This window comes from Streptomyces sp. 3211.6, assembly GCF_003634815.1.
Lineage (GTDB): Bacteria > Actinomycetota > Actinomycetes > Streptomycetales > Streptomycetaceae > Streptomyces > Streptomyces katrae_A.
Window position 1 is genome coordinate 258,860 of the sequence record NZ_RBXC01000002.1, and the last position, 24,327, is coordinate 283,186.

Annotated in this window: 7 protein-coding genes; all 7 read left to right on the plus strand. The window is 74.2% G+C overall.

Annotation, left to right across the window (positions count from 1 at the left end):
* The first annotated feature begins 88 nt into the window (after positions 1–88).
* The 7 genes from BX286_RS35205 to BX286_RS35245 are packed head-to-tail and all read left to right on the plus strand — an operon-like array spanning position 89 to position 24,266.
* Positions 89–1,654: an amino acid adenylation domain-containing protein gene (locus BX286_RS35205; RefSeq protein WP_100864942.1), complete on the plus strand. Its 1,566-nt coding sequence runs from the start codon at positions 89–91 to the stop codon at positions 1,652–1,654.
* Positions 1,654–1,872 carry an acyl carrier protein gene (locus BX286_RS35210; RefSeq protein WP_079432241.1) on the plus strand — a complete coding sequence of 73 codons (219 nt, stop codon included), beginning with the start codon at positions 1,654–1,656 and terminating at the stop codon, positions 1,870–1,872. Before BX286_RS35205 ends, BX286_RS35210 begins: the two co-directional genes overlap by 1 nt.
* Before the next feature lie 13 nt (positions 1,873–1,885).
* The gene (locus BX286_RS35215; protein WP_121017882.1) at positions 1,886–3,079 is read left to right on the plus strand and encodes an NAD(P)/FAD-dependent oxidoreductase; all 1,194 of its coding nucleotides are present in this window, start codon (positions 1,886–1,888) and stop codon (positions 3,077–3,079) included.
* Between the two features lie 44 nt (positions 3,080–3,123).
* Positions 3,124–10,911, plus strand: a complete 7,788-nt coding sequence (locus BX286_RS35220) for a non-ribosomal peptide synthetase (protein WP_121017883.1) — start codon at positions 3,124–3,126, stop codon at positions 10,909–10,911.
* On the plus strand, positions 10,908–19,703 hold the full coding sequence (locus tag BX286_RS37760; RefSeq protein WP_187344325.1) for a non-ribosomal peptide synthetase: 8,796 nt from the start codon (positions 10,908–10,910) through the stop codon (positions 19,701–19,703). Before BX286_RS35220 ends, BX286_RS37760 begins: the two co-directional genes overlap by 4 nt.
* A gap of 11 nt (positions 19,704–19,714) precedes the next feature.
* Positions 19,715–23,527 (plus strand): non-ribosomal peptide synthetase, encoded by a 3,813-nt coding sequence (locus tag BX286_RS35240; RefSeq protein ID WP_079432238.1) that lies wholly within the window; start codon positions 19,715–19,717, stop codon positions 23,525–23,527.
* Positions 23,528–23,570: 43 nt separating this feature from the next.
* A complete protein-coding gene (locus BX286_RS35245; RefSeq protein WP_079432237.1) occupies positions 23,571–24,266 on the plus strand; it encodes a thioesterase II family protein in 696 nt (231 codons plus the stop codon).
* Positions 24,267–24,327 lie beyond the last annotated feature (61 nt).

Sequence of the window (24,327 nt, forward strand, 5' to 3'; positions counted from 1 at the left end):
GGACCGCCCGCACGCGCGCCGGGCAGGTCCCGTCCGTGGTGCGCCGGCGGCCCGTCCCGCCGGACACCCCTCACACCGGAGCCAGTTGATGATCCTTCAGGGAAAGCGGGTCGCCCTGCCCCCGAACCCCGTCGTGCACCGACGGTTCGAGGAGCACGCGCGGGCCACCCCCGACGCCGTCGCCGTCTTCCGGGCCGGCGAACGGACGACCTACGCGGAGCTGGACGCGCGGGCGAACCGGTTCGCGCACCACCTCGCCGCGCGCGGAGTGGGGCGGGGCGCGAAGGTCGGCGTGTGCCTCGACTACTCGGCCGACCTGCTCGTGGCCGTCCTCGGCACGCTCAAGGCGGGCGCGGCCTACGTCCCCTTCGACCCGGCCTACCCGCCCGCCAGGCTCCGGCTGCTGCTGGACCAGGTCCCCGGCCTCGCCCTGATCGTCGCCTCCCCGGCGACGGCCGGACTGATCGGGCCGGCGCCCGTCGAGGTCACCGGCTTCGAGGAGCTGTCCGAGCGGCTGGCAGCGCTCCCCGCGACCGCCCCCGCCGCCCAGGTCACCGGCGACGACCTGTGCTACGCGGTCTTCACCTCCGGCTCGACCGGCACGCCCAAGCTGACCGCCGTGCGGCACGAGGGCTGGTTCAACCTGATGAACTGGCTGCAGCTCGAGTACGGCCTGCACCAGGGCTCGCACAACCTGGTCGTCAGCGCCTTCGGGTTCGACCTCTCCCAGCGCGCCCTGATGACCCCGCTGTTCTGCGGCGCCACCCAGTACTTCACCGCGAGCCGCAACTTCGACCCCATGCTCGCCTACCGCATGCTGGGCGAGCACGACATCCGCACCGTCCACTGCGCCTCCAGCACGCTGTACCTGCTGGTGGACTGGGAGACCGCCCGCGGCGGCGACGCGCTGACCCGGCTCGACTACGTGCTCTTCGGCGGCGAGGCCCTCAAGGCCGAACGGCTCACCGACTGGGCCCGCCGCGAGGGCAACACCTGCACCCTGCTGCACCAGTACGGGGTCGCCGAGTGCACGGACGTCGCGACCTCCTACGACCTCGCCGGGTACCGGCCCGGCGCGGACGCGGCCGCCCCGGTCGGCCGCCCGGCGTACAACACCGGCATCCACCTCCTCGACGAGGGGCTGCGCCCGGTCGCGCCGGGGGAGCAGGGCGAGATCTGCATCTCCGGGACCGGCGTCGGCGCCGGCTACCTCGGCGGCGCCGGACCCGAGAACGCGAAGTTCACGACGGTCGAGGCCGACGGGAAGCCGCTGCGCCTGTACCGCACGGGCGACCGCGGCCGCGTGAACGCCGACGGGGACCTCGTCGTCCTCGGCCGGATCGACGCACAGGTGAAGGTGCGCGGCATGCGCATCGACCCCGCCGACGTCGAACGCGCCCTCGGTCGGCTCGCCGGGGTCCGCGAGGCCGCCGTGGCGGTCACCCGCACCGCCGCCGGCGAGGCCGAGCTGTCGGCGTTCGTCGTCCCGGCGGGTCCCGACCTCGCCGAGGACGACCTGCGGGCCCGCCTCCTGGAGGACCTGCCGCGGAACATGGTGCCCGCCAGGTTCACGAACATCGCGCGGATCCCGCTCAGCCCGCACGGAAAAGTGGACCGCGCGGCGCTCGCCGACGCGATAGCGAGAGGACAGTGATGATTGCCGACGGTGTCCGCGCCATCTGGTGCCGGGAGTTCGAGCGCGACGACATAGGGCCCGACGACGACTTCTTCGCCCTGGGCGGCCAGTCCCTGATCATGACCAAGATCCAGGGCGCCTACATCGAGGAACTCGGCGCGGAGGTCCCCATGGACCAGATGTTCCTCAATCCGACGATCGCGTCGATCTCCGCCTACATCGAATCCCACCGGTAAAGGGGAGAAGACCGTGGACGACTACGACGTCATCGTCACCGGGGCCCGCTGCGCGGGCTCGCCGACGGCCATGCTCTTCGCCCGGCGCGGCTACCGCGTCCTGCTCCTGGAGAAGGCCCGCTTCCCGCAGGACACGCTCTCCTCGCACTACATCCACATGCAGGGCGTGGCCCTCCTGAACCGGTGGGGACTACTCGACCGGATCCGCGAGTCGGGCGCCACGCCCATCACCCACGAGCGCTACGAGGGCCCCGGAGTCCGCGTCGACGGCTTCTCCCTCCCCATGGACGGGCTGACCACCACGTACGCGCCGCGGCGCTACGTGCTCGACCCGATCCTCGCGGCCGGAGCCGTGGAGGCCGGAGTGGAGTTCCGGGAGGGCTGCGCGGTGAACGACCTGCTCTGGGAGGACGACCGGGTCGTCGGCGTGCGCTACACCACGCCCGGCGGCGCCGAGGCCAAGGCCCGGGCACGCCTGGTCGTCGGCGCGGACGGCATGCGCTCGCTCGTGGCCCGCAAGGCGGGCGCCCCCTACGTCATCGAGCACCCCCGGGCCACCTGCGTCTACTACAGCTACTGGTCCGGCGTCCCCTCCAGCTTCGAGCTGTACGAGCGGCCGGGGCGCTGGGTCGCCGCCGTCCCCACCAACGACGACCTCAAGCTGATCATGACGTACTTCCCGCAGGCCGACTACAACGAGGTCCGCAAGGACGTCGAGCCCGCCTACCTCGAAGCCGTCCGCAGCACCGCCCCCGACCTGTACGAGCGGATGCGCGGCGGCCGCCGCGAGGAGCAGATGTTCGGCACCGGCCACCAGGAGAACTTCTTCCGCAAGGCCTACGGGCCCGGCTGGGTGCTGGTCGGCGACGCGGTCAACCACAAGGACTCCATCACCGCCCGCGGGATCACCGAGGCCTTCGTCCAGGCCCAGTCCCTCACCGACCTCGTCGGGGACGCGCTGCACGAGGACGCCGCGCTCAGGCGCGCCCTGCGCCGCTACGAGAACGAGCTCGGCAACGAGGCCCACAGCCAGTACCAGGGCGCCCTCAACGTGGCCGAACTCAAGCCCGAGGGGCGCACGGACATGCTGCGCAAGCTCGTCGGCCACCAGGAGCACATCGACCGGTACTTCTCCACCCTGTCCGGCGCGATCTCGATCGACGACTTCTACAACGAAGAACTCTTGACCCTGCTCGACCAGAGCTGAGCGACGACCGACCTGCTCCCTGGTTCGCCGAATTTGGAGACACAATGATCCCGTTGTCGTTCGCGCAGCGCCGGCTGTGGTTCGTGGACCGGTTCGAAGGTCCTTCCCCGACCTACAACGGCGCGTTCGCCCTGCGGCTGACCGGTGAGCTGGACGCGGGCGCCCTCGAAGCGGCGCTCCGCGACGTCGTCGACCGGCACGAGGTCCTCCGCACGGTGATCGCCGAGGGCGACGACGGGATCCCGCACCAGCGGGTCCTGGCGTCCGGGGAGAAGCCCGTCACCCTGCCGGCCGTCGAGACGGCACCGCACGAGCTGGCGGAGGCGGTCGACCGGGCGGCCAAGGAGACCTTCGACCTGGCCGCCGACGCCCCGATCCGCGCCACCCTCCTGCGGACCGGCCCCCGCGAGCACACCTTCGTGCTGGTGGTCCACCACATCGCCCTGGACGGGGAGTCCCTAGGACCGCTGCTGCGCGACCTCACCGAGGCGTACGCGGCCCGCAAGGAGGGCGCCGCCCCGGCGTGGGAGCCGCTGCCCGTCCAGTACGCGGACTACACCCTCTGGCAGCAGGACGTGCTCGGCGACGAGTCCGACCCCGGCAGCCTGGCCGCCGGACAGCTGGCCTACTGGCGCGAGGCGCTGGACGGCATGGCGCAGCCGCTGGCCCTGCCGACGGACCGCCCGCGCCCGCAGCGCACCAGCCCCGACGGCGGCCTGGTCCGCTTCCCCGTCGGGCCGGAGCTGCTGGCCGCCGTGGAGAAGCTGGCGGCCGAGCAGGACCTCACGGTGTCCATGGTCATGCACTCGGCCCTCGCGGTGCTCCTGCACCACCTCGGCTGCGGGGACGACATCCCCATCGGCGCGCCCATCGCCGGCCGCACCGACGAGGAACTGCGCGACCTCGTCGGCTTCTTCGTCAACACCTGGGTGCTGCGCGTCGACCTCTCCGGCAACCCCACCTTCCGCGAGCTGCTGCGCCGGGTCCGGGACCGGGCGCTGGCCGCCTACGACAACCAGGACATCCCCTTCGAACGGCTCGTGGAACTGCTCAACCCCGACCGGTCCATCGCCTACCACCCCTTCTTCCAGGTGATGCTCGCCTGGCAGGAGCCCCTGGGGGAGCTGGAGTTCCCCGGCCTCCAGGCCGAGGCGCAGACGCTGGAGACCGGAACGGCCAAGTTCGACCTGTTCTTCAACATGATCCCGGACGGCTCCGGCGGGGCGGGCGTCCGGCTGGAGTACGCCACCGACCTGTTCGACCGGGCCACCGTCGAAACCCTCGCGGCCCGGTTCGTGCGCGTCCTGGAGGCCCTGGTGGCCGGCTCGGACCGCACCGTCGGCGCCGTCGACGTACTCGACGAGGCCGAACGCGACCGCCTGCTGGGCCGTTTCAACGACACCGCCACGGAGCTGCCCGCACTGACCGTCCCGCAGCTGTTCGAGGAGCAGGCCGCCCGGACGCCCGACGCCCCGGCGCTCGTGTGCGACGGCCGCACGCTGACCTACCGGGAGCTGGACCGGCGGGCCGACGCCGTCGCCCGGGAGCTGGTCCGGCGCGGCGCCGGACCGGAGGACCTGGTGGCGCTGGCGCTGCCGCGCACCGAAGAACTCGTCGCCGGCCTGCTCGGCATCCTCAAGTCCGGCGCCGGCTACGTCCCGCTGGACCCGCAGTACCTCGCCGGACGGGCGCGGACCGTGCTGAGCGAGGCACGCCCGAAGCTGGTGCTGACGGACACCGCCACCGCGCGGGAGCTGCCGCCGCACGAGATCCCCGTCCTGTGCGTGGACGACCGCGCCGCCTGGGCCCCCGCCGACAGCGGCCCGATCGCGCCGCCCGCGCCGGACAACCTGGCGTACGTGATGTACACCTCCGGCTCCACCGGCAAGCCGAAGGGCGCGGCGATCACCCACCGGGGCGTGGTCAACGGCGTACGGGAGCTGGTGCGCGTCCTCGACGTGGAGCCCGGCTGGAAGATGCTCTGCGGCACCTCCGTCAACTTCGACGTCTCGGTCTTCGAGCTGCTGACCACCCTGTCCACCGGCGGCACCGCCGAGCTGGTGGACAACGCCCTGGCCCTCGCCGAGCGGGACGCCTGGGACGGCCACGTCCTCAGCGGGGTCCCCTCGGTCCTCGGGGAGCTGGTGGGCCGGCTGGACAAGGCGCCCGAGGTGCGCAGCGTCGTCCTGGCCGGCGAGGTGCTTCCGGCCCGCCTGGTGCGGCAGCTGCGCGAGGCCCTGCCCGGCGCGCAGATCGTCAACTCCTACGGGCAGAGCGAGAGCTTCTACGCCACCGCCTTCTCCCTCCCCGCGGCCGAGGAGTGGGCCGGGGGAGAGGTCGCGCCCATCGGCACCCCGCTGGGCAACATGCGCGCCTACGTGCTGGGTCCGGGACTCGCCCCCGTGCCGCAGGGCGTGGTCGGCGAGCTGTACGTGGTCGGCGCCTGCCTCGGCCGCGGCTACCACGGCCGCCCGGGCCTGACCGCCGAGCGCTTCGTGGCCAGCCCCTTCGGCCCGCCGGGCGAGCGGATGTACCGCACGGGCGACCTCGCCCGCTGGGACGCCCGCGGCCGGCTGGAGTGCGTCGGCCGCGGTGACGGCCAGGTGAAGGTGCGCGGCTTCCGCATCGAGACCGCCGAGGTCGAGGCGGCGCTCACCGCGCACCCCGGCATCAGCGAGGCCGTGGTCATCGCCCGCGAGGTGCCGATGGGCGGGAAGCGGCTCGTCGCGTACGTGGTGCACACCGGTGAGGGGGCCGTCGGCGACGACGGGGCCGGCGGCATCGGCGACGTGGACGTGCAGGCCGGCGCCTCGGCCGCCGAACTGCGCAAGTTCACCGCGGCCCGGCTGCCCGACTACATGGTGCCCTCGGCCTTCGTGGCCGTCGGCCGGCTGCCGCTCGGTCCGACCGGCAAGCTCGACCGCGCGGCGCTGCCCGAACCGGAGTTCCTGGGCGGGGCCTACCGGGAGCCCCGCACCGAGGCCGAGAGGATCATCACCGCGGCCTACGCGGACGTGCTCGGCGTCGACCGGGTGGGCGTGGACGACGACTTCTTCGCCGTGGGCGGCGACAGCCTGCGCTCGATCCAGGTCGTGGCCCGGGCCCGGGCCCGGGGCCTGGACCTCACCACGCGGGAGATCTTCGAATGCCGCACCGCGGCCCGGCTGGCCGAGGCGGCCGCCGACCGCCGGGACCGGGTGCCCGTCCTAGCGGAGCTGGAGGGCGGTGGGGTCGGCGCGCTGCCGCTGCCGCCGGTGGCGCGGCACGTGTTCGAGCACGGCGGCGGGCTGAACCGTTTCGCCATGTCGCTCGTCGTGGACCTGCCCGAGGGCATCGACGGGGCCGCGCTCGCCGCCACCCTCGACGCCGTGCTCGACCGGCACGACCTGCTGCGCTCCCGGCTCGTGCGCGACGCGGACGAGCCCACCCTCGTCGTACGCCCCGAGGGCACCGTCCGGGCGGCGGAGCTGATCCGCCGCGTCCCCGTCACCGGCGGCTGGGACGAGCCCGCGGCCCTGGAGGCGGCGAAGGCGGAACTGGAGGCCGCGGCGGACCGGCTCGACCCGGCCGCCGGGACCATGGCCGACTTCGTCTGGTTCGCCGCGGACTCCGGCGAAGGCCGGCTCCTGCTGGTCCTGCACCACCTCGTGGTGGACGGGGTCTCCTGGCGCATCCTCGTGTCGGACCTCGCCGAGGCCTGGCAGCAGGTCCGCGCCGGCCGCACGCCCGCCCTGCCCGCCGTCGGCACCTCCGCCCGCCGCTGGGCGGCCGCCCTGGAGGACGGGGCGATCTCCCCGGAGCGCGAGGAGGAACTCGACCACTGGCGCGACGTGCTGGAGTCCGCCAACCTCCCGCTGGGCGAGCGGGCGTTCGACCCGGCCGCGGACACCATGTCCACCCTCGACACCGTGCGGGTCCAGCTGCCCGCCGACGTCACCGAGGCGGTGCTGACCCGGCTCCCCGCGGCGTTCCGGGCCACCGGCACCGACGTGCTCCTCGCCGCCCTCGCCCTCGCGGTGAACCGCTGGCGCGGGGACGAGCGTTCGACCCTGGTCCGGCTGGAGGGCCACGGCCGCGAGGAGGACGCCGTCCCCGGCGCCGACCTCTCCCGTACCGTCGGCTGGTTCACCAGCATGTATCCGGCGAAGGTGGACGTGGGGGGCGTGGACCTGGCCGACGCGCTGGCCGGCGGCCCCGCGGCCGCCGCCGCCGTCAAGCGGGTCAAGGAGCAGCTGCGCGAGGTCCCCGGCAAGGGCCTCGGCTACGGGCTGCTGCGCTGGCTGAACCCGGAGACCGCGGTCCAGCTGGAGGAGTACGCCGCCCCGCAGATCGGCTTCAACTACCTCGGCCGGATCTCCGACGCCGACGTGCCCGAGCACCTGCGCGGCCAGGGCTGGGCCCCGTCCGAGTGGTCCTCCGAACTCGTCCCGATGCCCGACCCGGACCTCCCCGCGCTGTCCGCCCTCGAGGTCAACTCCGTGGTCACCGACACCGACGGGGGCGCCCGCCTCCAGACCGTCTTCATGTTCCCCACCGGGGTCCTGTCCCGCGAGCGCGCCGCCGCACTGGCCGACCTGTGGGTGGAGGTGCTGCACGGCTTCGCCGCCCACGCCGCCCGCCCCGGGGCCGGCGGCCTCACCCCCTCCGACGCCCCCCTGGTCACCGTGCAGCAGCGGGAGATCGAGGAGTGGGAGGAGCGCTACGGGCGCCTCGTCCAGGTCTGGCCCCAGGCCCCCGGCCAGTCCGGCATCCAGTTCCAGGCGGCCCTCGCCGACGGCACCTTCGACGTCTACCACATGCAGTTCGTGCTGCACCTGTCCGGACCCGTGGACCCCGCCCGCATGCGGGCGGCCGGACAGGCCCTCCTGGACCGCTACCCCAACCTGCGCTCCGCGTTCCTCGCCGCCGCGGGCGGCGACCCGGTCCAGGTCGTCGCCGAGCACGTCCCCGTGCCCTGGCGCCACCTCGACCTGACCGGCCGCACCGAGGCCGAGCAGGACGCGGCCCTCGACCGGGCCCTCGCCGACGACCGCGCCGACCAGCTCGACCCCACGCGGCCCCCGCTGTTCCGCCTGGCCCTGCTCACCTGCGGGCCCGAGCGGGCCAAGCTCATCGTCACGGCCCACCACACCCTGTTCGACGGCTGGTCCTCGCCCCTGGTCATCAAGGACCTGGTCCGGCTGTACGCCGGCGACGGGGAACTCCCCGCGGTCCGCGGCTACGGCGACTACCTGGCCTGGCTGTCCCGCCAGGACCGGGAGGCCTCGGCCGCCCGCTGGCAGCAGGAACTCGACGGCTTCGAGCAGCCCACCCTCGTGGCCGCCGACCGCACCGCCGAGGGCGAGGCCACCGCCCTCGGCCGCGTCGAGGTCCCCTTCTCCATCGACCAGGGCCGCGAACTCGCCCGCCGCGCCGCCGGACTCGGCGTCACCCTCAACACCCTCCTGCAGGGCGCGTGGGCCGTGGTCCTCTCCAAGCTGACCGGGCAGCACGACGTGGTGTTCGGGGCCGCCGTCAACGGCCGCCCGGCCGACCTGGCCGGATCGGACGAGATGGTCGGCCTGTTCATCAACACCCTCCCGACCCGCGTCCGCTGCCGGCCCGGCGACACCCTGGCCCGGGTCGTCACCGACCTCCAGGACCGGCAGATCTCCCTCCTCGACCACCACTACTACGGCCTCGCGGACATCCAGCGCGGCGTCGGACTGCCCTCGCTGTTCGACACGATCGTCGTCTTCGAGAACTACCCGATCGACCGCGAGGGCATCGTGGAGGCCAACGAGTCGGCGGGCCTGACCATCGACGCCATCCGGCCCTTCGCCGGCTCGCACTACCCGCTCACCCTCAACTCCTCCGACCCCTACCTGCGCCTCTCCCTCGACTACCAGACCACCCTCTTCGACCGCGAAGCCGCCGAGGCCGTCGCCGGCCGGCTCGTGCGGGTGCTGGAGCAGATCCTCGAAGACCCCGAGACCCCCGTCGGCGCCGTCGACGTCCTCTCGGCGGACGAACACCACCGGCTGGTCGAAGGCGTCAACGACACCGCGCACCCCGTCGCGGACGACACCCTGCCCGGCGCCTTCGAGGCCCAGGTGCGGCGCACGCCCGACCGGGTCGCGCTGATCGGCGAGCACGAGACCCTCACCTACGCCGAGTTCAACCGCCGCGCCAACCGCCTCGCGCACTGGCTGATCGAACGCGGCGCGGGCCCCGAGCGGCTGGTCGCCGTCCGGATCCCGCGCTCCGTCGACCTGATGGTGGCGATCTACGCCGTGGTCAAGGCCGGCGCCGCCTACGTGCCCGTCGACACCGAACTGCCCGAGGACCGGGTACGGCTCGTCCTGGACGTTGCCGACCCGCTGCTCGTCCTCGACGCGGACCTCCCCGACACCGGCGGCCACCCGGACACCGACCCGGCGCCCGCGCTCACCCCGGACCACGCCGCGTACGTCATCTTCACCTCCGGCTCCACCGGCCGCCCCAAGGGCGTCCAGGTAGCCCACCGGGCGATCATGAACCGGCTGCAGTGGGGCCTGTCCCACTTCGGCGTGGGCCCCGAGGACCGGGTGCTGCTCAGCACGACCGCGAGCTTCGACGTCTCGGTACCGGAGATCTTCGCCCCGCTCCAGACGGGCGCCGCCGTGGTCGTCGCCCGCCCCGACGGGCGCCGCGACCCCGCCTACCTCGCCGACCTGATCCGCCGCGAACGCGTCACCGGCGCCGACTTCGTGCCCTCCCTGCTGGAGGCCTTCGCCGCCGAGCCCGCCGCCAAGGACTGCGACAGCCTGCGCTGGATCGAGGTCGCTGGCGAGGCCTTCCCGCCCGCCCTGGCCAACAAGGTCGCCGCCCTCCTGCCCGGCCTCGGCGTGTACAACCTCTACGGGCCCACCGAGGCCTCCGTCGAGGTCACCGCCCACCGCCACGTACCCGGCGCCGCCCGGGTGCCGATCGGCGCACCCGTGTGGAACACCCGGGTGTACGTGCTCGACGCGGCCCTGCGCCCCGTCGCACCCGGAGTCCCCGGCGAGCTGTACCTGGCCGGCACCGGCCTCGCCCGCGGCTACCTCGGCCAGACCGCCCTCACCGCCGAACGCTTCGTCGCCTGCCCCTACGGCGAACCGGGCGGCCGGATGTACCGCACCGGCGACGTCGTGCGCTGGAACGCGGACGGCCAGGTCGAGTACATCGGCCGGTCCGACTTCCAGGTCAAGCTCCGCGGCTTCCGCATCGAGCTCGGCGAGATCGAACAGGTCATCGCCGCGCACCCCGACGTCGAGACCGCCGTCGCCCTCGTCCGCGAGGACCGCCCCGGCGACCAGCGCCTGGTCGCCTACGTGGTGCCCGCGGCCGGCCGCACACCCGGCCGGCTGGACCCGGCCGCCCTCGGCGACCTGGCCCGCGAGCACCTGCCCGCGTACATGGTCCCCTCGGCCGTCGTCCCGCTCGACGCACTCCCCTCCACCCCGAGCGGCAAGCTCGACCGCAAGGCGCTCCCGGCACCCGACCTCCCCGCCCGGGCCGAGCCCGGACGGGGCCCGCGCAACCCGACCGAGGAAGCCCTCTGCCGGCTGTTCGCCGAGCTGCTCGGCGTGGACGAGATCGGCATCGACGTCGACTTCTTCGACCACGGCGGCCACTCGCTGCTGGCCACCCGGCTCACCGGCCGCATCCGCAACGCCCTCGACGTCGACGTGAAGGTCACGACGGTGTTCCGCAACCCCACCGTCGCCGGGCTCGCGGAACGGATCGCGGAAGCGGCCGAGTCGACGTCGAACCGCCCCCAGCTGCGCCCCCGACTGGGCCAGATGACCGTATCGGAGCAGGCCCGATGATCCCGCTGTCCCACGCGCAACGCCGGATGTGGTTCCTCCACCGCCTGGAGGGCCCCTCCGCCACCTACAACATCCCGTTCGTCCTGCGCCTGGACGGGCCCCTGGACACGGGCGCCCTGGCCGCCGCCGTGCGGGACGTGGTCGCCCGGCACGAGAGCCTGCGCACCCTCATCGAGGAGGACACCGACGGCACGCCCCGGCAGCGGATCCTCCCGCCCCAGGAGGCCGACCCGGGGCTGCGGGTGACCGACGTGGCCGCGGACGACGTGGACGGGGCGCTGCGCGCGGCCGTCGCCGAGCCCTTCGACCTGGACACCGAGCTGCCCCTGCGGGCGACCGTCCTGCGGACCGCCCCGCAGGAGCACGTCCTGGCGTTCGTCTTCCACCACATCGCCGCGGACGGCGCCTCCATGGGACCGTTCCTGCGCGACCTGATGGAGGCCTACGCCGCACGCCACGCGGGCGGCGAACCCGGCTGGGCGCCGCTCGACGTGCAGTACAAGGACTACACGCTGTGGCAGCAGCAGCTCCTGGGTGACGAGGACGATCCGCAGAGCATCGCGGCCGCCCAGCTGGAGCACTGGCGCCGCGAGCTGGCCGACGTGCCGCAGCCGGTCACCCTGCCGCTGGACCGGCCCCGCCCGGCGGTCGCGAGCCACCGCGGCGGACACGTCTCCTTCGAGCTGGAACCCGAACTCGTCGCCCGGCTCGGCAAACTGGCCGCCGAACACGGCGCCACCGCCCCCATGGTCGCCCAGGCCGCGCTCGCGGTGCTGCTGCAGAAGCTGGGCGGCGGCGAGGACGTCACCATCGGCAGCCCCATCGAGGGCCGCACCGAGGAGGCCCTCGCCGACCTGATCGGGTTCTTCGTCAACACCTGGGTCCTGCGCGCCGATCTGTCGGGCAACCCCACCTTCGGCGACCTGCTGGAGCAGGCCCGCGACAAGGCCCTCGCCGCGTACGACAACCAGGACGTCCCCTTCGAACGGCTGGTGGAGCTCATCGGCCTGGACCGCTCCACCTCCTACCAGCCGCTGTTCCAGGTGATGCTGGCCTGGCAGTTCGTCTGGCCGGAGATCCGGATGCCCGGGCTGCGGGTCACCCCCGTCGCCCTGGGCACTGACACCGCCAAGTTCGACCTGTTCTTCAACATCGTCCCGGACGCCACCGGCCGCGCACACGGCCGCCTGGAGTACGCGGCGGAACTCTTCGACCACGCCACGGCCGTCGCCGTCGTCGACCGCTTCGTGCGCATCCTGGAGCAGGCGGTCGCCGACCCCGCCCTGCGCCTCGCCGACCTCGACGTCCTCGACGCCGACGAGCGGGACTGGCTGCTGCGCACCGCGAACGACACGGCCGAACCGACCCTGGAACCGGGCCTGGTGGAGGCCGTGGCCCGGCAGGCCCGGACGGCACCGGACGCCCCCGCCGTCATCGGCGAGGACGCCACGCTGACCTACGCCGAGCTGGAGGAGCGGGCCGGCCGGCTGGCGCACTGGCTGACCGGCCGCGGGGTGCGGCCCGAATCCCTGGTGGCCGTCCGGCTGCCGCGCTCCGCCGAACTGGTGGTCGCCCTGCTGGCGGTGCTGAAGACCGGCGCCGCCTACGTGCCGGTCGACCCCGACCACCCGCAGTCGCGCATCGAGTACATCCTCGCGGACTGCCGCCCGGCGCTCGTGCTCGACGCCGACGCCCTGGCCGCCGCAGCTCAAGAGGGAGCAGCCCCCGGTGCCGCGCCCCTGCCGCGGGTCTCCCCGGACAACACCGCGTACGTCATCTACACCTCGGGCTCCACCGGCAACCCCAAGGGCGTCGCCGTCCCGCGCGGCGCGCTGGACAACTTCCTGGCCACGATGGGCCGCCGGGTCCCGCTGACCCCGGCCGACCGGTGGCTCGCGGTGACCACCGTCTCCTTCGACATCGCGGCGCTCGAACTGTACCTGCCGCTGGTGAGCGGCGCGGCCGTCGTGCTCGCCGGGAAGGACACCCTCGCCGACCCCTCGGAGACCGTCGCGCTCCTGCGCCGCCACCGGGTCACCGTGGCCCAGGCCACCCCGGCGTTCTGGCAGATGCTGCTGATGCACGAGCCGGACGCCGCCACGGGCCTGCGGGTCCTGACCGGCGGCGAAGCCCTCCCGGCCCGGCTGGCCGAGACCCTGGCCGGCGCCGCCGCCGAGGTGTCCAACGTCTACGGCCCCACCGAGACCACCATCTGGTCGACCATGGCCCCCGTCGAGGCCGGCACCGGCGTGTCCATCGGCTCACCCATCGGCAACACGCAGGTGTACGTGCTCGACTCCCGGCTGAACCCGGTCCCGCGCGGGGTCCAGGGCGAGCTGTACATCGCCGGCGACGGACTGGCGCGCGGCTACCAGGGCCGCCCGGACCTGACCTCCGAGCGGTTCACGGCCTGCCCCTTCGGCCCTGCCGGCGCCCGCATGTACCGCACCGGCGACCTGGTGCGCTGGTCCGCCGACGGCCGGCTGGAGTACGTCGGACGGACCGACTTCCAGGTGAAGGTCCGCGGCTTCCGCATCGAGCTCGGCGAGATCGAGAACGCGCTGGCCGGGCACCCCGGCGTGGCCCAGGCCGTGGTCGTCGTGCGCGAGGACCAGGAGGGCGACAAGCGCCTCGTCGGCTACGTGGTGCCCGACCCGGACGGCGCCGCGGCCGACGCCGACGCCCAGGTGGACGAGTGGCGCCAGGTCTACGACGACACCTACGCCGGCTCCGGGGACGAGGCGCTGGGCGAGGACTTCGAACTGTGGACCTCCTCCTACGACGGCGAGCCGATCCCGCGCGAGCAGATGCGTGCCTGGCAGGACGCCGCGGTGGCCCAGGTCCTGCGGTACGCGCCCCGGCGGGTGCTGGAGATCGGCGTCGGCTCCGGCCTGCTGCTGGCGAAGATCGCCGGCGAGGTCGAGGAGTACTGGGGCACCGACATCTCGGCCACCGTCGTCGACCGGGTCCGCCGGCAGGCCGAACAGGCCGGCCACGGCGCGCGGGTCCGGCTCAGCGCCCAGCCCGCGGACGACGTGTCCGGGCTGCCCCGCGGCACGTTCGACACGGTCGTCCTGAACTCGGTGGTCCAGTACTTCCCGAGCGCCGGCTACCTCGACCGGGTGCTGTGCGAGGTGATGGAACTCCTCGCGCCCGGCGGCCGGGTGGTCGTCGGCGACGTCCGCAACGCCGCGACGCTGCGGATGCTGCTCACCGCGACCCAGCGCGCGGCGCACCCGTACGCGGCCCCCGAGGAACTGCGCAGCCTGGTGGAGAAGGCGCTGTTCGCCGAACGGGAGCTGGTGGTCGCCCCCGAGTGGTTCACCGCCTGGGCGCAGGAGCACGGCGCCGCCGCGGACATCCGGCTCAAGGCGGTGCGGGAGCACAACGAACTGTCCCGCCACCGCTACGAGGTCGTGCTGCACAAGGACCCGGCCCGGGTGTTCGACCTGGCCGGCGTCCCGGCCGTCCCCTGGAGCCGGCAGCAGGACGGCGGCCTCGGGGAACTCGCCCGGGCCGTGGACCAGGAGGGCCCGCTGCGGGTGACGGGCATCCCCAACGCGCGGCTGGACGGGGAGGCCGCGGCGGCCGTCGCGGCGGGAGTCCTCCCCCCGGCGCCGGCGCCGGCCGCCGGGGCCGCCGACCCGGAGGAACTGCGGCGCGCGGTGCGCGGCCTCGGCGCCGACGCCCTCGTCACCTGGTCCGGCGAGGACCCCCGCCACTTCGACCTGCTCCTGCTGCCCCCGGGCCGGGACGCGGCGCGGCCCGTCGTCGGCGCCTTCGCCGCCGCGGCCGGCGGCGCGGGCGGCCGGATCCGGGCGAACGACCCCTCGCTCGCCACCTCGATCGGCCCGCTGCTGGCCCGGCTCCCCGAGTACCTGCGCGGACACCTGCCGGACTACATGGTGCCCACCGCGATCGTCCCGCTCGCGGAGATCCCGCTGACACCGAACGGCAAGCTGAACCGCCGGGCCCTGCCGGTACCGGACTACGCGCAGGTCTCCACCGGCCGGGGGCCGCGCAACGCGCGCGAGGAGACCCTGTGCGCGCTGTTCGCGGAAGTCCTCGGCCTGGAACGGGTCGGCATCGACGACGACTACTTCGCCCTCGGCGGCGACAGCATCCGCTCCATCCAGGTCGTCGCCCGCGCCAAGGCCCGCGGCACGGTCATCACCGTGCGGGAGATCTTCGAGCACCGCACCGTCGCCCGGCTCGTGGAACTGGCCGACGCGCGGGACGAGGAGGGCCCCGCCCTGCCCGAACTGCCCGGCGGGGGCACCGGCCGGGCCCCGCTGCCCCCGCAGGCCCACCGGCTCCTCGCACACGCCGGCGCCCTCGGCCGGCCGCACACCTCCACGGTGCTCACCCTGCCCGGCGGCGTCGGCCACGAGGAGCTCGTCGCGGCGGTCCAGGCCGTCCTCGACCGGCACGACGTCCTGCGCGCCCGGCTCGACCGGGCCGAACCGGGCCTGCTCATCGAGCCGCCCGGCAGCGTGGACGCGCGCGGACTGCTGCGGGAGGTCCCCGGCGGCGACACCGGTGAGGACGCCGTGCGCGCCGAACTCGCCGCGGCCGCGGGCCGCCTGGACCCGGACGCGGGCGTGCTGACGCAGTTCGTCCGGCTCACCGCCGCGCAGGACGCCCAGGACGGCGGCCGGCTGCTGGTCGTCGCGCACCGCCTGGCCGTGGACCGGGTGTCCTGGCGGATCCTGGTCGCGGACCTGGTCCGCGCCTGGCAGCAGGTGCGCGAGGGCCGGACCCCCGCCCTGCCCCGCACGGGCACCTCCTACCGCCGGTGGGCCCACGCCCTGGCCGAAGCCGCGCCGGCCCCCGGGCAGCAGGCCCCGTACGAGGAGGAGCCGCCCTTCGGCACCCGGGAAGCGCACGGCGCCGACGCTGCGGACCGGGTGCGGGTGCGCGTACCGGCGGAGGTCACGACGGCCCTGCTGGACCGGCTGCCCGCGCTGCTGCGCACCGGCGCCGAAGACGGCCTGGTCACCGCGTTCGCCCTGGCACTGGCCCACTGGCGCGCCGCGCGCGGCCTGCCCGCGGCGCCCGTCCCGGTCCGGCTGGAGGGGCAGGACCGGGCCGCGCACCGGGTGCCCGGCGCCGACCTGACCCGCACGGTCGGCCCGTTCACCCCGGTGTTCCCCGCCCGGCTGGACCTGACCGGCCTCGACCTCGCGCAGGCGCTCGCCGCGGGACCGGCCGCCGGCCGGGCCCTGAAGGCCGTCAAGGAGCAGGTCCGGGCGGCGGCCCTCGTCCCCGCCCCGGCCCCCGCACCACGCATCGGGTTCACCTACCTCGGCAGGCCCTCCGGCGCGGAGCTGCCCGAAGACCTCCGCGGCCTGGGCTGGGCCACCGACCCCGCCCACCCGGACCTGGACGCCGCCCCCGACGCCGGGCTGCCGCCGGTGTCCGGCCTGGAGATCGAGGCCGTGGCCGCCCCCGGCCCCGGGGGCGAGGAACTGACCGCCGCCTTCACCTTCCCGGCCGGGACCCTCTCCCGCGAGGAGGTGACCGAACTGGCCCTGCTGTGGGTCCGGGCCCTCACCGCCCTCGCCCGGTACGCCGCCACCCCCGGCGCCGGCGGGCTGACCCCCTCCGACGCGCCCCTGGCCGGCGTGACCCAGGAGGAGATCGACACCTGGGAGGCCCGGTACGGACGGCTGGCCGAGATCCGGCCGACCACCCCGACCCAGTCCGGGATGCTCTTCCACACCCAGCTCGCCGGCACCTCCTTCGACCCCTACCACAACCAGCTGGTGTTCCACCTCTCCGGCGAGGTCGACCCCGGCCGCATGCGCCGCGCCGGACAGGCCCTCCTGGAGCGCCACCCGGGCCTGCGCGCCGCGTACGTCGCCCGGGCCGACGGCGACCTCGTCCAGGCGGTCCCGGCCGAAGGGGTCACCCTCCCCTGGCGGTACCTCGACCTGACCGGAACGGGGGAACCCGTACGCACCGAGGAGTTCGAACGGTTCCTCGCCGAGGACCGGGCCGCCCACTTCGACCTGGACGCCCCGCCCCTGTTCCGCCTCTCCCTGGTCGTGGTGGAACCCGGCCGCGCCGAACTCGTGATGACCTCCCACCACGTCCTGTTCGACGGCTGGTCCACGCCCCTGCTGATGCGGGACCTGCTGCTGCTCTACGGCTCCCGCGGCGACGCCGCCGCCCTGCCCGCGGCCCCCGGCTTCGACGCCTTCCTGTCCTGGCGCGCCCGGCAGGACACCGAGGAGTCCCTGCGGGCGTGGACCGCCGAACTCGACGGGGCCGACGAGCCCACCCTGCTCGCCCCCGGCTCCGAGGGCGTCGGCGAACAGGGCGTCGCCCAGCTCGACGTGGACCTCCCGGCCGAGGAGGCGCGCGCCCTCGCGGCCCGCGCCGCCGAGCTGGGCGTCACCGTCAACACCCTGGTCCAGGGCGCCTGGGCGCTGCTCCTCGGCCGGCTCACCGGCCGCCGGGACGTGGTGTTCGGCGCCACCGTCTCCGGCCGCCCGCCCGCCGTGCCGGACGTGGACGCGATGGTCGGGATGTTCATCAACACCCTTCCCGTGCGCGTCGCGTACGCCCCCGGCGACACCCTCGCCGACATCCTCACCCGGCTCCAGGACCGGCAGGCCGGCCTCCTGGACCACCACCACCTCGGGCTCACCGAGATCCAGCAGTCCCTCGGCCGGCAGTCCCTCTTCGACACGCTGTTCGTCTTCGAGTCCTACCCGGTCGACCGCGAAGGACTCGGCGCCGCGAGCGCCGCCGCGGACGGCATCGCCTTCACCGGACTGCGCCCGGCCACCGCCACCAACTACCCGCTGGCCCTGATGGCGGCCGTCGACCCGCACCTCCAGCTGATCTTCCAGTACGCGCCGGGCGTCTTCGGCCGGGAGGCGGTGGAGGTGATCGCGGCCCGCCTCGTGCGCGTCCTGCGGCAGCTGGCGGCCACCCCGGAGCTGAAGGCCGCCCAGCTGGAGGTCCTGGACCCGGCCGAACGCGAACGGCTCCTCGCCGGCCTCAACCCCACGGCCGCACCGGCCCCGGACGACACCACCGTCCCCGGCCTGGTCGAGGCGCAGGCCGCCCGGACCCCGGACGAACCCGCCCTGGTCACCGAGGACGAGACCCTCACCTACCGCGAGCTGGACTCCCGCGCCGACGCCCTGGCCCGGGTGCTGGCCGCGCACGGGGTGGGCCCGGAGTCGCTGGTCGCGCTGGCCCTGCCCCGCTCGGCGGAACTGGTCGTCGCCCTCCTCGCCGTCCTGAAGGCGGGCGGCGCCTACCTGCCGGCCGACCCCCGCTACCCGAGCCGGCGCCTGGCGGCCATCCTCGCCGAGGCCCGGCCCCACCTGGTCCTGACGGACTCCGCCACGGCCGCGGCCCTGCCGGAGCACGAGGCCCCCGACCTCCTCCTCGACCGGCTCGCCCCGGCCGCGGACGACGGCAGCGCCCCGCCGCCCCGGATCCACCCGGACCAGCTGGCGTACGTGATGTACACCTCCGGCTCCTCCGGGAAGCCCAAGGGCGTCGCCATCACCCACGCCAACATCGTGGGCGGCGTCCGCGAACTCGCCCCCGTCGTCGGGATGGAACCCGGCAAGAGACTCCTCGCGGGGACCTCCGTCAACTTCGACGTCTCGGTGTTCGAGATCTTCACCACCCTCGCCGCCGGCGGCATCGTCGAACTGGTCCGCGACGTCCTGGTCCTGGGCGAGCGGAAGGAGGGATGGAGCGGCGCCGTCGTCTCCACGGTCCCCTCCGCCTTCGCCGAACTCCTCGACGCCATCGCCGGCCGCACCGAGGTGGAGACGGTCGTCTTCGCCGGGGAGGCCCTGCCCTCGGCCCTGGCCGAGACGGTCCGCGCAGCCTTCCCCGGCGTCCGGGTCGTCAACGCCTACGGGCAGAGCGAGTCGTTCTACGCCACCGCCTTCACCGTCCCCGCCGGCGGCGGGGGCCGCTCCGGCAGCGCCCCGGTCGGCGCCCCCCTCGCCACCATGCGGGCCTACGTCCTGGGCCCCGACCTGGCACCGGTGCCGCAGGGCGCGACCGGCGAGCTGTACGTCGGCGGCAGCCTGGGCCGCGGCTACCAGGGCCGCCCCGGACTGACGGCCGACCGCTTCGTGGCCGACCCCTTCGGCCCGCCCGGCGCCCGCATGTACCGCACCGGCGACCTGGCCCGCTGGAACGCCGAGGACCAGCTGGAGTACGCGGGCCGCGGCGACGCCCAGGTCAAGGTGCGCGGCTTCCGCGTCGAACCCGGCGAGGTCGAGGCCGCGCTCACCGCGCACCCCGCCGTCGCCCAGGCGGCCGTCGTCGCCCGGCCGGGCCCCGGCGGCGGGCAGCAGCTCGTCGCGTACGCCGTCCCGGCGGGCACCCTGACCGCCGAGGAGCTGCGCCGGTCCACCGCCGAGCGGCTGCCCGACTTCATGGTGCCGTCCGCCTTCGTGCTCCTGGACCGGCTGCCGCTGATGCCCAACGGCAAGCTGGACCGGGCCGCGCTGCCCGAGCCGGAGTTCACCGGCGCCCCCTACCGCGCACCGCGCAGCGCCCGCGAGGAGGCCCTGGCCGCGCTGTTCGCCGAAGTGCTCGGCCTGGAACGGGTCGGCATCGACGACGGCTTCTTCGAGCTCGGCGGGCACTCCCTGCTCGCCACCCGGCTGATCAGCCGCGCCCGCGCCGAGCTGGGGCTGGAGATACCCATCCGCAAGATCTTCGACCTGCCGACCGTGGCCGCGCTCGCACCGTGGCTGGCGGAATCGGCCGCCGCGCGCCGCCCCGGTCTGCGCCGGATGTTCGTATGAGGAGTGAGGCAATGATCCCGCTGTCCTTCGTGCAACGTCGCACATGGTTCCTGCACCAGCTGGAGGGTGCGGAGACCTGGAACATCTCCTCGGCGTTCCGGCTGACCGGGCGACTGGACCAGGAGGCCCTTCTCGCGGCGCTCGGCGACCTGGTCGACCGGCACGAGATCCTGCGCACCGTCTACCGGACGGACGAGGACGGAGAGCCCCACCAGCTGATCCTCCCGCTGGAGGAGGCCCTGGAGCAGGTGGCCGTTCCGGTCACGGACGTGGCGCCCGAGGGCGTGTCCGCCGCCGTCGACGAGACCGTCGCGCACTGGTTCGACCTGGAGAAGGAGATCCCCCTGCGGGCCCGGCTGCTGCGCAGCGGCCCCGAGGAACACGTCCTGGTCCTCGTCATCCACCACATCGCCTCCGACGGCAGCTCGGGCGCCCCCCTGGCCCGGGACCTGGCCACCGCCTACAACGCGCGCCGGGCCGGGCGGGCGCCCGGCTGGGAGCCGCTGCCCGTCCAGTACAAGGACTTCACCATGTGGCAGCGCGAGGTCCTCGGCGACCTCGCCGACCCGCAGAGCCTGGGCGCCCAGCAGGTCGCCTACTGGCGCCGCGAACTGGAGGGCGTGCCGCAGCCGCTCGACCTCCCGCTGGACCGCCCCCGCTCCGTGGAGGGCGGCACGGACGGCGACGCCGTCCCCATCCCCGTGGCCGCCGAGGTCATGGCCGGGCTGCAGAAGCTCGCCGACGGGCGCGGACTGACCATGTCGATGGTCATGCAGGCCGCCCTCGGCGTCCTGCTGGGCAAGCTCGGCGGCGGCGAGGACATCCCCGTCGGCACCCCCATCGCCGGCCGGACCGACGAGGCGCTGAACGACCTCATCGGCTGCTTCGTCAACAACCTCGTCATCCGCATGGACCTCTCCGGCGACCCCACCTTCGCCGCCCTCCTCGCCCAGGTCCGGGACAAGGCGCTGACCGCCTACGAGAACCAGGACGTGCCCTTCGAGGTGCTGGTCGAACAGCTCAACCCCGACCGCTCCGCCGCCTACCGGCCGTTCTTCCAGGTGATGTGCGGCTGGCAGAACACCGAGAGGTGGTCCCTCGCGCTCGACGGCCTCGACGTCGAATACCGCCAGGCCCTCCTCGCGACCACCCAGGTCGACGTGTTCTTCAGCATGACCACCGACGAGACCGGCGCCCTGCGCGGCGACATCTCCTACGCCACCCACCTCTTCGACCGGGACACGGTCGAGGACATGGCCGCCCGCTACGCCCGCGTCCTGCAGCAGCTCGCCGCCGACCCGCAGGTCCGGATCAGCGAGGTCGACGTCCTGGTCGACGGCGAACGGGACCTGCTGCTGACCGAGGTCAACGACACCGCCGCACCCACCCTCGACGGCGGCCTGGCCCAGGCCCTGCGTCGGCAGGCCGAAGCCGCCCCCGACGCCCCCGCCCTCATCGCCGAGGAGGAGACGCTCACCTACCGCGAGCTGGAGGCCCGCTCCAACCGGCTCGCGCACTGGCTCGTCGGCCGCGGGGTGCGTCCCGAGTCGCTGGTCGCCGTCAGCCTGCCCCGCACCGCGAACCTGCCGGTGGCCCTGCTCGCCGTCCTCAAGGCCGGCGGCGCCTACATCCCCATCGACCCCGACCACCCGCGCTCGCGCACCGAGTTCGTCCTCGGCCAGGCGAAGCCGGCCCTCGTCCTCGACGCCGACACCCTGGCCGCCGCCGACTGGGAGCACTGCCCGGACACCCCGCCCGAGGTGGACGTCCGCCCCGACAACACCCAGTACGTCATCTACACCTCGGGCTCCACGGGCACCCCCAAGGGCGTGGCCGTCCCGCGCGGCGCGGTCGCCAACTTCCTGGCCGCGGCACGGAGCCGGTTCCCGCTGACCGCCGCCGACCGGATGCTGTTCAGCACGACCGTCTCCTTCGACATGGCCAACACCGAGCTGTACCTGCCGTTCGTCTGCGGCGCCACCATGGTCCTGGCGAAGAAGGAGACCGTCACCGACCCGTCGGCCATGACGGCCCTGCTGCGCCGCCACGCGGTCACCGTCGTCCAGGCCACCCCCGGCTTCTGGCAGATGCTGCTCGCCCACGAACCGGACGCCGCCAGGGGCCTGCGCATCATCACCGGCGCGGAGGCCGTCCCCCTCCGCCTCGCCGAGACCCTGGCCGAACAGGCCGCCGAGGCCGGCAACTGGTACGGCCCCTCGGAGACCACCACCTGGTCCACCACCGCGCCCCTCAAGGCCGGCGCGGGCAGCGTCTCCATCGGCACACCGATCGGCAACACGCAGGTGTACGTGCTCGACGCGCGGCTGCGCCCCGTCCCGCGCGGGGTCCAGGGCGAGCTGTACATCGCCGGAGACGGACTCGCGCGCGGCTACCAGGACCGTCCGGACCTGACCGCCGAACGGTTCGTGCCCTGCCCCTTCGGCCCCGCCGGCGCCCGCATGTACCGCACCGGCGACCTCGTGCGGTGGAACAAGTCGGGGTCCCTGGAATACCTCGCCCGCACCGACCACCAGGTCAAGGTCCGCGGCTTCCGCATCGAACTCGGCGAGATCGAGCACGTCCTCGCCGGACACCCCGACGTGGCGCGGGCGGCCGTCGTGGTCCGCGAGAACCGCCAGGGCGACCGGAGCATCGTCGGCTACGTGGTCCCCGGCGCGGACGCCGCCGGCCCCGCCGAACTGCTCCCCGAGCTCACCGCGTACCTGCGCGGACGCCTCCCCGACTACATGGTGCCCTCCGCGCTGGTCCCCCTCTCCGAGATCCCGCTGACCCCCAACGGCAAGCTCGACCGGCAGGCCCTGCCCGACGGGCCCGCCCCCGCCGCGGCCGGCGGGGCGCCGCGCAACTCCCACGAGGAGAGGCTCGCCGCCGTCTTCCGCGAACTGCTGGACCGGGAGCACGTCGGCGTCGACGACGACTTCTTCGCCCTCGGCGGCCACTCCCTGCTGGCCACCCGGCTCAGCGTCCGCATCCGCAAGGACTTCGACGTCGAACTGCCGCTCAGGACGATCATCAAGTTCCCGACGGTGGCCGAGCTCGCCGCCCTGCTGCTCGCCGGAGCCGTCCCCGACGAGGTCGCCGACCCGTTCGGCGTCGTCCTGCCCCTCAACAGCGACCCCGGCACGGGGAAGAAGCCCCTGTGGTTCTTCCACGGCGGAGGCGGCCTGGGCTGGGCCTACTTCAGCTTCGTCACGCACGTGCAGGGCCGGCAGGCCTACGCCCTGCAGTCGCGCGGCGCCGACGGGCGGGCCCCGCTGGTGGAGTCCATCGAGGAGATGGTCGACCACTTCATCGAGGAGATGCTGGCGGTCCAGCCCGAGGGCCCCTTCAACCTGGTCGGCTGGTCCTACGGCGGCACCCTCGTCCAGGCCGTCGCCGCCGGCCTCGACCGGCGCGGCCACGAGATCGCCCTCACGGCCGTCCTGGACTCCCAGCCGGGCGGCCAGGGCTGGTCCGACATCCACCGCGACAAGACGGTCGAGGACTACCGCGACGAGCTCGAGGACTTCTTCGGCCAGTACATCGGCACCGGGAACCAGCAGGAGTTCCTGGACAACATGTCGAAGGTCCTCGCCAACAACACCAACCTGATGATGGATTGGGAATCCCCCGTCTACAACGGCGACATCGTCTTCTTCCACGCCACCCTCAAGGACGAGCGGTACGCCCACCTGTGGCGCCCCTACGTCCTGGGCACCATCGAGGAGTACGACGTGGCGGCCACCCACCACGAGATGAACCTGCCCGGACCCGTGTCCGAGGTCTTCGAGGTCCTGAACGCGAAGCTGGCGGACCTCGCATGACGAACCCGGCGAACCCTGCAACCGATGATCGGAGCTGGTCGCGATGACAACGACCACCCTGCTGTGCGTGCCGTTCGCGGGAGCGGGCCCCTCGTTCTTCCACCCCTGGCGGGAACTGGCCGCCGACCGGTGGCGCGTCACCTCGGTGGAGCTGCCGGGCCGGGAGCGGCGGATCCTGGAGGAGCCCTACCGCAACGTCCAGGAAGCCGCCAAGGGCGTGATCGACGACGTCGTCGCCGACCTCGGCGAAGGGGCCCGGACCGTACTGTTCGGGCACAGCCTGGGCGCGGTCCTCGCCTACGAGCTGGCCCACCTGCTGGGCGCCCGCGGCGTCCACGTCGAACGGCTGGTCGTCAGCGGCTCCCCCGGCCCCTGGACCCAGCGCGAACGGCGCGCGGCGGGCCTGCCCGACGAGGAGTTCCTGGCCAGGGTCGAGGAGTTCGCGGGGTTCCGGCACGAGGCCCTGGACCACCCGGAGATGCGGGAGCTGATCCTCCCCGTCCTGCAGGCCGACTGCGAGATGCACGAGAGCTACGTACCGAGCACCGACGTACCGCTGGCGGTGCCGATCTGCTCGCTGCGCGGCGCCGACGACGGCCTGGTCAGCGCGCAGGAGGCCCGCCAGTGGCAGGCGGCGACCACCGCCGCCTTCACCTGGGCGGAATTCCCCGGCGACCACATGTACCTGGTCGACGCCGGCCGCGAGGTCCTCGACCTGATCGCGCGGCAGTCCCTCTGATCAGCAGCGATGCGCTCCAGCGCCGTGTCAGCAGCGTGACAGGTCGATGACAGGCCCGAAG

Bases quoted from the DNA above. Each gene is read 5' to 3' on its own strand.
- BX286_RS35205 (WP_100864942.1), top strand. From the start codon at position 89: ATGATCCTTCAGGGAAAGCGGGTCGCCCTGCCCCCGAACCCCGTCGTG.
- BX286_RS35210 (WP_079432241.1), top strand. From the start codon at position 1,654: ATGATTGCCGACGGTGTCCGCGCCATCTGGTGCCGGGAGTTCGAGCGC.
- BX286_RS35220 (WP_121017883.1), top strand. From the start codon at position 3,124: ATGATCCCGTTGTCGTTCGCGCAGCGCCGGCTGTGGTTCGTGGACCGG.
- BX286_RS37760 (WP_187344325.1), top strand. From the start codon at position 10,908: ATGATCCCGCTGTCCCACGCGCAACGCCGGATGTGGTTCCTCCACCGC.
- BX286_RS35240 (WP_079432238.1), top strand. From the start codon at position 19,715: ATGATCCCGCTGTCCTTCGTGCAACGTCGCACATGGTTCCTGCACCAG.
- BX286_RS35245 (WP_079432237.1), top strand. From the start codon at position 23,571: ATGACAACGACCACCCTGCTGTGCGTGCCGTTCGCGGGAGCGGGCCCC.